The sequence below is a fragment of the Streptomyces sp. SM10 genome, from assembly GCF_002910915.1.
GTDB lineage: Bacteria > Actinomycetota > Actinomycetes > Streptomycetales > Streptomycetaceae > Streptomyces.
In genome coordinates this window covers 15,603-27,027 of record NZ_NEUF01000188.1, presented here as the reverse complement: position 1 = coordinate 27,027, position 11,425 = coordinate 15,603, and the positions used below count along the sequence as shown (strand labels likewise).

Here is an 11,425-nt window from a genome sequence, read left to right as displayed (position 1 = left end):
CTTGGCCGCCTTCACCGCAGCCTCACGTGCAGTCAGCGCGCGCTCGGCCCGCTCCCGCAGTTCCGGGTGGTGGGTGGCGTCCCGGCCGACCTTGGCCACCAGGTCGCCGACGGCGAACACCGCGTTCTCGCCCAGCGCGAGGAGCTCCGCGCCACCGGGCAGTCCGGCGGCGGTCAGTACGTCACGCGCGCGCATCTCGTCCATGGCCCGATTTTCTCATCCCCGCAGGCCACCTTGACGAACGGGCGGGCCGTCAGCACGATGACGGAGGCCGCCCGGGCGGGCCGTACGGGGATGAAACCGATCCAAGGGAGCAAAGGGGTCGAATTCGTGACACTGGCGACCGCAACGGCGCGGTCCGGGCGCAAGGCCCCTCGCGACGGACGGGGTGAAGGTCGCCGGGACGGGCGGGGTGAGGGCCGCCGGGACGGCGCCGCCTGGTTCCTGGTGCTGCCCGCTCTGATCCCGATCCTGATCCTGAGCGTCGGCCCCCTGCTGTACGGCATCGCGCTCGCCTTCACGGACGCGCAGTCGGGCCGGACCCGCTCCACCCAGTGGGTCGGCCTCCTCAACTTCCAGGACCTCCTGCACGACACCCTGTTCTGGGACTCCTTCCGGATCGGCCTGCTGTGGGCGGTCGGGGTCACCGTCCCGCAGTTCGTGCTCGCGCTGGGCCTCGCCCTGCTGCTGAACGCGAACCTGCGGATGCGCTGGCTCGCCAGGGCGCTGGCGATCATCCCCTGGGCCATGCCCGAGGTCGTCGTCGGCATCATGTGGCGGCTGGTCTACAACCCCGACGCCGGCATCCTCAACGAGGCCGTCCGCGACCTCGGGCTCGGCGATGGCAGGGACTGGCTGACCGGACTCGCCACCGCGCTGCCCGCCGTGATCGTCGTCGGCGTCTGGGCCGGTATGCCGCAGACCACCGTGGCGCTGCTCGCGGGGCTGCAGAACACCCCGGACGAGCTCCACGAAGCGGCCGCCCTCGACGGAGCCGGGGCCTGGCGGCGCTTCCGTACGGTGACCTGGCCCGCCATCAGGCCTGTGGCCCTCGCCATCAGCGCCCTCAACTTCATCTGGAACCTCAACTCCTTCGCCCTGGTCTACGTCCTGACCAGCGGCGGACCGGGCGGCCGCACCCGGCTGCCCATGCTCTTCGCCTACGAAGAGGCCTTCCGCTACGGCCAGTTCGGATACGCCGCCGCGATGGGGTGTGTGATGGTCGCCGTCATCTCGGTGCTTCTCGCCTTCTACCTCGTCGGCCGGCTCAGGGGAGGCGAGGACGCATGAGCCTGCGCACGGGCAGAACCGCACGCGCCGGGCAGTACGCCGCACTCCTGTGCTACCTGGTCTTCCTGGCGTTCCCCTTCCTCTGGCTGATCTCCACCGCCTTCAAGCCGGCCCGGGAGCTGGGCTCGCTGCATCCCACGTGGATTCCCGAGGACCCGACGCCGGACAACTTCCGGCAGGCCTTCGACGAGCAGCCGCTGCTGCGTGCGGCGGCCAACTCGCTCACCGCCGCGCTCTGCGCCGCCCTGATCGCGGTGGTCATCGCCACACCCATGGCCTACGTGATGGCGCGTCACCGGGGCAGGCTGTCCACGGCTGCCACCGGGTGGGTCGTGGTCAGCCAGGCGTTTCCCTTCGTCCTGGTGATCATCCCGCTCTTCCTGGTCCTCAAGTACCTGCATCTGATCAACTCGCTGGGGGGTCTGATCCTGGTGTACGTCGTCTGGTCGCTGCCCTTCGCGCTCTGGATGCTCGCCGGATACGTCCGGGCCGTGCCGCCCGAACTGGAGGAGGCCGCCGCGGTCGACGGGGCCGGCAAGGTCCGCATCCTCGTGTCGGTCACCGCGCCCCTGCTGGCCCCCGGGATCGTCGCCACCGCACTCTTCGCGTTCATCACCGCATGGAACGAGTTCTTCTTCGCGCTCGTCCTGCTCAAGACACCGGAGAAGCAGACCTTGCCGGTCGTACTCACCCACTTCCTCGGCGCGGAGGGTGTGGCCGACCTCGGGCCGCTCGCTGCCGCCGCGTTCCTCGCCACCCTTCCCTCGCTCGTGCTCTTCGCGGTCATCCAGAAGCGCGTCACGGGCGGGCTGACGGCCGGGGCGGTGAAGCGCTGATGCGCCGCCTCCCCGCGGCGGCCGCCGCGCTGACCGCGCTCGCCCTCCTGGTGTCCGGCTGCTCGGGAGGCGGCGACCGCGCCACGGACGGCACGGTCCGGCTCAGCTTCCAGTCGCTCGCCTGGCAGAAGGAGTCCGTCGACGCCAACAAGCAGCTCGTACAGGAGTGGAACGCCGCCCACCCGGACATCCAGGTGGACTACGTCCAGGGCAGCTGGGACAACGTCCACGACCAGCTGCTCACCTCCTTCGAGGGCGGCGAGGCGCCCGACGTCATCCATGACGCCTCCGACGACCTCGCGGACTTCGCCTACGGCGGCTACCTCGCCGATCTGCGGCCCCTGCTCCCGGACCGGCTGACCGGGGACATCCCGCGGCAGTCCTGGGAGACCACCACCTTCGGCGACGGTGTCCACGGAGTCCCCTTCCTCCAGGAACCCAAGGTCCTGATCGCCAACACGAAGATCCTCGAAGCCTCGGGCGTACGGATCCCGACCCCGGAGAAGCCCTGGAGCTGGCCCGAGTTCCGCGATGTCACCGAGAAGCTGACGGACGAGGGGACGTACGGGGTGGCCTGGCCCCTCAAGGAGCCGGTCTCCGTCACGCTCAACCTCGGCCTCTCCGCCGGTGGGCAGCTCTTCCACCGCGGGGCCGACGGCAAGGTGACCATCCGCTTCGACGCGGGCGACGAGGTGATGCCCGGCACGGTCCGCGACCAGGTCAACTCCGATTCCAGTGCGGCGCGTTCGGCTCTCGGCATGGGAGGTTCGGACACGCTCCCCGGCTTCTTCGGCGGTAAGTACGCCATGGTCCCCCTGGGCTTCTCCTACCGACAGCAGGTCGTGGAACAGGCCCCCGAGGGTTTCCAGTGGACGGTGCTGCCCGCCCCGGCCGGCAGCGGCGGGCTCGCCCAGGGGGTCAGCCCGCAGACCCTCTCGGTCGCCGAGGACAGCCCGCACAAGAAGGAGGCCGTGCGGTTCATCGACTTCCTGCTGCGCCCCGCGAACATGGTGCGCCTCGCCAGGGGGGACTGGATGCTGCCCACCGGCACCGAGGCTCTCGCCGATCCGGCGCTGCACACGCAGGAGAACGGCTGGGCGGCCGGCACCGCACTCGCCCGGGCGCTCCGCCCGGCCCCCGCGCAGTCGGTGCGCGGCTATCCCGAATGGAAGGACAAGGTCGCCACGCCGGCGCTCCAGGAGTACTACAGCGGGGCCATCGACACGGAGGAGCTGAGAAGACGCCTGGTCGAGGACGGGAACCGGGTGCTGGCCCGCTATCAGCGCTGACCTGGGAGCCCGGCAGAGCCCGGAAATCTACTGGACGAGACGTATCGTCTCGCTTACGGTCGTGGCATGACAACGCCTCCGCGCGCCCACATCGCCATGTTCTCCATCGCCGCCCACGGACACGTGAACCCGAGCCTCGAAGTGATCCGGGAGCTCGTCGCCCGTGGGCACCGCGTCAGTTACGCCATTCCGGCCTCCTTCGCCGAGACCGTGGCCGCCGCCGGGGCCGAGCCGGTGATCTACACATCGGTGCTCCCCACCGCCGACAATCCGGAGGACTGGGGAAGCGAACTCATCGACAACATCGAGTGGTTCCTGAACGACGCCGTCCAGGTCCTCCCCCAGCTCGCCGACGCCTTCGAGGGGGACGAGCCGGACCTCGTCCTGCACGACATCACCTCCTACCCGGCCCGCGTCCTCGCCCACCGCTGGGGTGTGCCGGCCGTCCAGCTCTGGCCCAACCTGGTCCCCTGGGAGGGGTACGAGGAGGAGGTCGGGGGCCCCGCGACCGCCGAGCTGAAGCAGACCGAACGGGGCCGGGCGTACTACGCGCGCTTCGCGGACTGGCTCACCGGGAACGGTCTGGGCGATCTCTCGTCGGACGACTTCGTGGCCCGTCCGCGCCGTGGCCTGGTGCTGATCCCCGAGGTCCTCCAGCCGAACGCCGACCGTGTGGACCACGCCAGATTCACCTTCGTCGGCGCCTGCCAGGGCGATCGGGCCGACCAGGGCGAGTGGAAGCGACCGGCCGACGCCGGGAAGGTCCTGCTGGTCTCCCTGGGATCGGCGTACACCGAGGAGCCCGCTTTCTACCGTGAGTGCGTCAAGGCCTTCGGTGATCTCCCGGACTGGCACGTGGTGCTGCAGATCGGCACCCATGTGGACCCCTCCGTGCTGGGCGACGTCCCGGAGAGCGTCGAGGTGCACTCCTGGGTACCTCAGCTGTCCGTGCTGAAGCAGGCGGACGCCTTCATCACCCACGCGGGAGCGGGCGGCAGTCAGGAAGGGCTCGCCACCGGCACTCCGATGGTGGCGGTCCCGCAGGCCGTCGACCAGTTCGGCAACGCGGACATGCTCCAGGCCCTCGGTGTCGCCCGGCACCTGCCGAAGGAGCAGGCGGACGCCGCGTCCCTGCGGGCCGCCGTCCTCGCCCTGGTGGACGACCCGGACGTCGCCGGGAGGCTGGCGCGGATCCGGGAACGGATGGCGGGGGAGGGCGGCACGCGGCGGGCGGCCGATCTCATCGAGGCCGAACTGCTCAGGGCCCGGCCCGTCCACGCCTGACCCAGGACGTATCCGGTCAGCTGACGGTCCGTGGCGAAGCGGAAGGGGGCACCCATGAAGCGGTCGTCGGCCCATGCGGGAAGGTTGTTGAACACGGCGTCCCGGCGGAAGACGGCCAGCGGTCCTGAGACGCACGACACCGAGCCGAAGGACGCCTCGGCGGCCTTGGCGACCCTGAACTGGCCCTCGTGCCAGACGTCCTGCACCCGGGCCGGCAGACCGGAGTCCGTGTTGAGCGCCCGGCAGTGGTCGCTGAAGACTCCCAGTTCGGGATGGGTCACCAGTGCGCGCACGCAGCGGCGCAGCGCGTCGGGGGCGAGCACGCAGTCGGAGTCGGTGAAGGCGATGATCTCGGTGTCGGCGAGTGCGCAGGCGCGGACCAGGGCGTGCTTCTTGCTCGGGCGCGAACGCCACGTGGACGTCCTCGCCGGGCCGCAGCTCCGTGCCGCGAGGGGCGTGACGAGGAGGTCGCGCGTGGTGCCGACGTAGCTGGTCGAGGTGAGGATCAGGAGCTGTCCCGGGAGCGCGTGGCCCACCACCGACGCACAGGCGGCGGTGGGTATGTGCACGAACGAAACATGCCATTCCGCTTTGCCGTTCCGTCGTGACGGATGCAATCACCCGAGCAGGGTCGGGCCGAGTTCACCCGTCCGGAACCCTTGTTCGTCCTCATGCGCGGGGGAGCTGGAGGGGGGCGACTTCCGCCTGTCCGGGCGGAATGTGACGATCTGCTGTGACGAAAGTTCGCCGACTGCGTGACGTCTACATGAAGGTCTTGATCTGGGCGCGTCAATCGAGCAGGGTTTCGAGGCAACCCCCGGAGATCTTCCGGCCGAGGGTCAATCCCCCCACAAAGAATGACGAGGAGACCCCCTCTTCATGGCACATCACAAGCGCGTCCGTTCGGTCAAGCTCACCGCCGCGATAACTGCGGTGGCAGCGGCCGCCGGTGTCACCCTGCTCACCACCCCGTTCGCCGGAGCCGCTCCGGCGCCCGCGACGGGCACCGTCTACGGTGCGGACGCGGCGACGGCCGTCTCCGGCAGCTACATCGTCATGCTCGACGGGAAGGCCGACAAGGCCGACAAGGCCGACCTGGCCGATGAGTACGGCGGCACGCTCCGCCGCAACTACAGCTCGGCCGTCAACGGCTTCTCCGCCAGCGGTCTTTCGGAGACCGAGGCCAAGCGGCTCGCGGCCGATCCGGCCGTCGCCAAGGTCGTCCAGAACAAGAAGTTCCACATCGACGCCACCCAGGAGAACCCGCCGTCCTGGGGGCTGGACCGGATCGACCAGGCCGAGACCGCCGGGGACGGCGCGTACACCTATCCGGACGCGGCGGGCGGTGACGTCACGGCGTACGTCATCGACACCGGTGTCCGGGTCACCCACAGCGACTTCGAGGGCCGTGCCACCTCGGGCTTCGACGCCGTGGACAACGACGAGGACGCCGACGACGGCAACGGGCACGGCACCCATGTGGCCGGCACCATCGCGGGCGCGGCCCACGGTGTGGCCAAGAAGGCGAAGATCGTGGCCGTCCGCGTCCTGGACGACGCGGGCTCGGGCACCACCGAGCAGGTCGTCGCGGGCATCGACTGGGTCACCGCCAACCACCAGGGTCCGTCCGTCGCCAACATGAGCCTCGGCGGGTCCGCCGACCCGGCCCTCGACGCCGCGGTGCAGAAGGCCATCGCCTCCGGTGTCACCTTCGCGGTCGCGGCGGGCAACGAGTCGAGCGACGCGGGCGAGGGGTCCCCCTCCCGTGTCCCCGAGGCCATCACGGTCGCCTCGTCGACGAAGGACGACGAGCAGTCGTCGTTCTCCAACTTCGGCCCGGTCGTGGACATCTACGCCCCCGGCTCGGACATCACCTCCGCCTGGAACGACAGCGACGACGCCACGAACACCATCTCGGGGACGTCCATGGCGACCCCGCACGTCGTCGGCGCCGCCGCCGTCTACCTCGGCGGACACCCGGACGCCACCCCGGAGGAGGTCGCCACGGCGCTCACCGGCGGCGCCACCCCGGACGCCGTCTCCAACGCGTCCGAGGGCACGCCGAACAAGCTCCTGAAGATCGTCGAGTAGCACGACAGGACCATCACGAAGGCCGCCGCGCCCTCCCCCACGGGGCGCGGCGGCCTTCGCGCGGGAGGATCTAGGGTGGGGGCATGAGCTCGATGTACGCGGCGCTGCTGCGCGGGATCAACGTCAGCGGCCACCGGCGGGTCCCCATGGCGGATCTCCGCCGGCTGCTCGGGGAGCTGGGGCACGAGGACGTCGCCACCCATCTGCAGAGCGGGAACGCCGTGTTCCGCAGTGCGTCGGGCGACGAGAGCGCCCTGCGGACCGAGCTGGAGCGGGCGGTCGAGGACCACTTCGGGTTCCCGGTCGACTGTCTCGTCCGCTCGGGCACCTACCTCGCCGGCGTGGCCGACGCCTGTCCCTTCCCCGCGGCCGAGCTCGAGGGCAGGCAACTGCACGTGACGTACTTCGACCAGGCCGTCGATGCCGCGCGGTTCGCCCCGCTCGACGCCGAATCCTTCCGCCCCGAGGAGTTCCGGCTCGGGGACCGGGCCCTGTACCTGTACGCGCCCGACGGGCTCGGCCGGTCCAAGCTCGCCGTCGCGCTCGGGCGCCCCGCCCTCACCCGCGGCCTCGTCGCCACCAGCCGCAACTGGAACACCGTGGCCAGACTCGTGGAGATGACGCGTGACTGAGTCCTCGCCCGCCGTGGCCGCATCCGTCGAGGGCGAGCTCCGCCTCCTCGATCCCGTGGTGCGCGCCTCGGGGGAGGTGCTCGCCACCCTCCTGCACCCCGACTTCAGGGAGATCGGCACCAGCGGCCGGCTCTGGGAGCGGGACACGATCATCGCCATGCTCACGGACCCGGACGCACCGCACCCCGCGCCGCTCACCGCTTCCCGGATGCGGGGCGACCAGCTCGCGGCGGATCTGGTGCACCTCACCTTCGACACGGAGTCCAAGGGGCTGCGTTCCCACCGCAGTTCGCTCTGGCGGCTGACCGGGAACCGCTGGCTCCTCTACTTCCACCAGGCCACGCCCTTCATCGACGATCCCTTCGCCGAGGTCTGAGCGCCGGACCGTCCGGTTCCCCGTCACCGTCCCGCAGCACACACCGGCGCGACGCCGCAAGAGTGCCGCACCGGTCCGATCCGCGGCCGGAGTCCGGCCGGATCTCGCCGGAAGGGCTGATTCCGGCCACCTCGGACGTCTGGGCAAAGCATTGGTAAACCGCCCGAACGGACGGCGGTCCTCGGGGTCCGGTCCGGGCCCGCGGGTACGCGTGGCCGAGCGCCTCCCGGGCGACTGCCGTGTGTGTGAACGCGATGCGCGTAGACAGCGGCCGAAGTCCGCCGCCCGTTCGGGGCTTTGCAGCAATTCGCTGCCTTCGTCCGTTCGGTGAGCGGACGCCGGTGTTCGGAGGCCATGTGCGCGCATGCCGGAGTTCACGGTCCGTTCTCCGTCCGCGGTCCGGAAGGCGACCTTGTCACCCGGCCATGCGGAGTCAAGGATTCGAGTTGTGCGGTTGGCAGGTCCACGACGAGAAAACCCACGGGTCGCGGACAACCGCACACCTCGGCCCGCCCACCCAGCGGACCGGACACCCCCCCAACGACGGAGGATCCTGTGACCTTCAAGCGCTTCGCCCCCCTCGGCTCCCTCTCCAGACGCGCTCGCCTCATCGCCGCGACCTCGGGTCTGGTCACCGCCGTGGCGCTTGCGGCACCCACCGCGGTCGCCCAGGCGGCCCCGGACACCACCGTGACCAAGGCCGAACTGGCCGAGGCCAGCACGGCCGTGCGCGGCGCCGACATCGCGGGCACCGCCTGGTACACCGAGGCGAGCACCGGCAAGGTCGTCGTGACCGTGGACAGCACGGTCAGCGCCGCCGAGATCGCCACGATCAAGAAGTCGGTCACCGACTCGGGCGCGAAGGCCGACATCAACCGCACCGAGGGCACGTTCAACAAGCTCATCGCGGGCGGCCAGGCCATCTACGCCGGCGGCGGCCGCTGCTCCCTCGGCTTCAACGTCCGCAGCGGCAGCACCTACTACGCGCTGACCGCCGGGCACTGCACCGAGATAGGCAGCACCTGGTACACGAACTCGGGGCAGTCCACCCTCCTCGGCACGCGGGCCGGCTCCAGCTTCCCGGGCAATGACTACGGGATCATCCGGCACTCCAACCCCGCTGCCGCGGACGGCCGTGTGTACCTCTACAACGGCAGCTACCAGGACATCACCTCCGCCGCGACGCCTGCCGTGGGCCGCGCCGTCAAGCGCAGCGGATCCACCACCGGGGTCCACAGCGGCACCGTGACCGGTCTCAACGCGACCGTGAACTACGGCGGCGGCGACGTCGTCTACGGCCTGATCCAGACCAACGTCTGCGCCGAGCCCGGTGACAGCGGCGGCCCGCTCTTCTACGGCACCACCGCATACGGCCTCACCTCGGGTGGCAGCGGCAACTGCTCCTCGGGCGGCACCACGTTCTTCCAGCCCGTCACCGAGGCGCTGAGCGCCTACGGCGTCAGCGTCTTCTAGGTCCCTGGCACCACCTGCCGACGGGCCGCGCTCCCCGAGCGCGGCCCGTTGCCGTCCCCGCTTCCCGTACGAAGGGGTCGCTGTGCCAGGCTCTCGGGATGCGCTACATCATCGTGGGGACGGGCGCCGTCGGCGGCGCCATCGGCGGACGGCTCGCGGAGGCGGGCCACGACGTGCTGCTCGTCGCACGAGGGGCGCAGTACACCGCCCTGCGCGACGAAGGGCTGCCGCGCCGAGGGAGAGGACGTGCTCGCGGCGGCCGGCATCGAGGCCACCGGCAAGCAGGAGCAGGAGGCCGTCCGCGGCGACCGGATCCGCTTCGACCCGTTCGACGGCACCGAGCGCGGCGGGGGATCGTCCTGGCAGAGCCTCAGCCGGGGTACGGGCACCATCGAGGCCGACTACCTCAACGGCGAGATCGTCCTGTTGGGCCGGCTGCACGGCGTCCCGACCCCGGTCAACGACGCACTGCGGCGCACCGCCGACCTCTTCGCCCGGGAACGGCGCGCGGCCGGCTCGATGACGGTCGCTGAGCTCACGGCCCTGGCGGACGCGGAGGCCGCGCCCTGACCCGTCGACCGCCGTCGGCGACGTGCGGTGTCGTGTTTCTTCAAGACCGGCTCCCCCGGCGGTCACAGGATGGGCGCATGAAGAGTGCGTACACACACATGAGCGAATGCGCCACCGAGTCCGCCCGGATCGCCCGAGGTGTCGATGCCACACACCCAGCCTCCGTGCCGACCTCCTGCGAGGGCTGGGACCTGCGGGAACTCATCAATCACTGGGTGCTCTACAGCGCGTACGGCCTGGAGTGCCGGGCCCTGCGCGTCCCCCTTCCCGACGAGCTGACGGCACGTGACTTCACGGCTGACGCCGACTGGCCCGAGCGGTACGCCGCCCAGCTCACGAAGGCGGTCGCCGCCTGGTCCGATCCGGCGGCCTGGGAAGGCGGCATCGACACCGGCCACGGTTCCACCCCGGCCCCGGACATCGCAGGGATGCTCCTCATGGAGACCGCGCTGCACGGCTGGGACGTGGCCCACGCCACCGGCCAGGAGTTCCGGCTCTCCGACGAGGCGGCGCGCCACCTCCTGGAGACGGTCGAGGGCACCGCCGCCCTCTACCGGAGATACGAAGGCTTCGCGGACGAAGTCACCCTGCCCGAAGGGGCGTCCGACTTCGAGCGCGCGCTGGCCCTCAGCGGACGCGATCCGCGCGGTGCCGCGACAGCCTGACCCCCGTGAGCCGGCGGTGGCCCACCGACACGGGGTCCCATGGCCCAGATCCGCAGGCCACCGCCTTCCTGGGCTCCACCCGTGAGCAACCACGTGAACAAGACATCGGGCGGCGCGGCCCCTTCGCGCCTCATGGCCCGTGGACGATCTGCGCGCCCTCAGGCGCTGATCGCCCCGGTCGCCGGGAGACGCGCCTCGTCGTAGCGGGTCAGCAGCAGCCGGGCCAGCTCGGGGGAGTCCCCGAGGACACCGGCCAGCACATCGGCCCCGGCCTCCTCGGCGCCCGCCGCGATCCGGTCGGGCAGACGCCCCGGGGCGATGACGTAGGGGGCGACCGCGACCCGCCGGACGCCGTCGGCCCTGAGGGACCGTACGGCGTCGGCGGTGCGGGGAAGAGATGCGGAGGCGAACGCAGGCCGCACGGCGCACCAACCGGTGTGCCGCAGCTCCCGCGCGATTTCAGCGATCACCGCGCTCGCCTCCGGGTCCGTGGAGCCCGCCGAGGCCAGAACCAGCCCGGTCGAGCTCTTGTCGCCGGGGGTGACCCCGGCCTCGTACAGCCGTTGCTCCAGTGCCGCGTCCAGCAGCGGGGACGGGCCGAGGACGTCGGCCTGGCTGATCCGCAGCCGCGGGAGCCGGGCGCGGGCCTCGTGCAGCACCGACGGGATGTCCGACTTGGCGTGGAAGGCGCGCGTCAGCAGCAGCGGGAGCGCCACGACCTCCTCCGCGCCCTCGGCGGCCAGGCGCTCCAGCACCCTGGGCACCGACGGGGCGTTGAACTCGAGGAAGCCCGTCTCCACACGCAGCCCGGGCCGCAGCGACCGCACCCGCGCGGTGAGCGCGTGCACGGTCGCCGCGTGCCGGGGGTCGCGGCTGCCGTGGGCGATGACGAGGAGGACAGGAGCAGTCATGGGGAAAC

At 71.2% G+C, this 11,425-nt stretch carries 10 protein-coding genes and 4 pseudogenes; 11 read left to right on the top strand and 3 right to left on the bottom strand.

Features of this window, described 5'->3' with window-relative positions; translation table 11 throughout:
• Positions 1–204 (bottom strand): annotated as a pseudogene (locus B9S57_RS36090) (aminoglycoside phosphotransferase family protein); the annotation flags it as partial.
• Positions 205–330: 126 nt separating this feature from the next.
• On the opposite strand from B9S57_RS36090, the gene B9S57_RS33130 reads away from it, so the two are divergent.
• The 4 genes from B9S57_RS33130 to mgt all read left to right on the top strand — a co-directional run bounded on the left by B9S57_RS33130 (position 331) and on the right by mgt (position 4,699).
• Complete coding sequence (locus tag B9S57_RS33130; RefSeq protein ID WP_258036742.1) at positions 331–1,290, top strand: carbohydrate ABC transporter permease; 960 nt, start codon at positions 331–333, stop codon at positions 1,288–1,290.
• A complete protein-coding gene (locus tag B9S57_RS33125; RefSeq protein ID WP_103760859.1) occupies positions 1,287–2,126 on the top strand; it encodes a carbohydrate ABC transporter permease in 840 nt (279 codons plus the stop codon). Before B9S57_RS33130 ends, B9S57_RS33125 begins: the two co-directional genes overlap by 4 nt.
• A complete protein-coding gene (locus B9S57_RS33120) occupies positions 2,126–3,415 on the top strand; it encodes an ABC transporter substrate-binding protein (RefSeq protein WP_103760858.1) in 1,290 nt (429 codons plus the stop codon). Before B9S57_RS33125 ends, B9S57_RS33120 begins: the two co-directional genes overlap by 1 nt.
• A gap of 66 nt (positions 3,416–3,481) precedes the next feature.
• Positions 3,482–4,699, top strand: coding sequence for a macrolide-inactivating glycosyltransferase (mgt, locus tag B9S57_RS33115; RefSeq protein WP_103760857.1), 1,218 nt, complete (start codon positions 3,482–3,484; stop codon positions 4,697–4,699).
• Here the strand turns inward: mgt and B9S57_RS33110 are convergent.
• Positions 4,675–5,094: pseudogene (locus B9S57_RS33110) on the bottom strand (glycosyltransferase family 2 protein); the annotation flags it as partial. The gene mgt and the pseudogene B9S57_RS33110 sit on opposite strands and share 25 nt — an antisense overlap.
• Before the next feature lie 484 nt (positions 5,095–5,578).
• Here B9S57_RS33110 and B9S57_RS33105 point away from each other — a divergent pair.
• The 7 genes and pseudogenes from B9S57_RS33105 to B9S57_RS33080 all read left to right on the top strand — a co-directional run bounded on the left by B9S57_RS33105 (position 5,579) and on the right by B9S57_RS33080 (position 10,506).
• Entirely contained in the window at positions 5,579–6,790 is a 1,212-nt protein-coding gene (locus tag B9S57_RS33105; RefSeq protein WP_103760856.1) for a S8 family peptidase, read from the top strand.
• An 83-nt stretch (positions 6,791–6,873) separates the two neighbouring features.
• On the top strand, positions 6,874–7,422 hold the full coding sequence (locus B9S57_RS33100) for a DUF1697 domain-containing protein (protein WP_103760855.1): 549 nt from the start codon (positions 6,874–6,876) through the stop codon (positions 7,420–7,422).
• Positions 7,415–7,798 (top strand): DUF4440 domain-containing protein, encoded by a 384-nt coding sequence (locus B9S57_RS33095; RefSeq protein ID WP_103760854.1) that lies wholly within the window; start codon positions 7,415–7,417, stop codon positions 7,796–7,798. The genes B9S57_RS33100 and B9S57_RS33095 overlap by 8 nt, the downstream gene beginning before the upstream one ends.
• A gap of 555 nt (positions 7,799–8,353) precedes the next feature.
• Entirely contained in the window at positions 8,354–9,271 is a 918-nt protein-coding gene (locus B9S57_RS33090; protein ID WP_103760853.1) for a S1 family peptidase, read from the top strand.
• A gap of 98 nt (positions 9,272–9,369) precedes the next feature.
• Positions 9,370–9,447, top strand: a pseudogene (locus tag B9S57_RS36085) (2-dehydropantoate 2-reductase N-terminal domain-containing protein); the annotation flags it as partial.
• A 52-nt stretch (positions 9,448–9,499) separates the two neighbouring features.
• A pseudogene (locus B9S57_RS33085) lies at positions 9,500–9,841 on the top strand (ketopantoate reductase family protein); the annotation flags it as partial.
• Between the two features lie 77 nt (positions 9,842–9,918).
• Positions 9,919–10,506 (top strand): TIGR03086 family metal-binding protein, encoded by a 588-nt coding sequence (locus B9S57_RS33080; RefSeq protein ID WP_103760852.1) that lies wholly within the window; start codon positions 9,919–9,921, stop codon positions 10,504–10,506.
• A 158-nt stretch (positions 10,507–10,664) separates the two neighbouring features.
• Here B9S57_RS33080 and B9S57_RS33075 read toward each other — a convergent pair whose 3' ends face one another.
• Positions 10,665–11,417: a sirohydrochlorin chelatase gene (locus B9S57_RS33075; RefSeq protein ID WP_103760851.1), complete on the bottom strand. Its 753-nt coding sequence runs from the start codon at positions 11,415–11,417 to the stop codon at positions 10,665–10,667.
• Positions 11,418–11,425 lie beyond the last annotated feature (8 nt).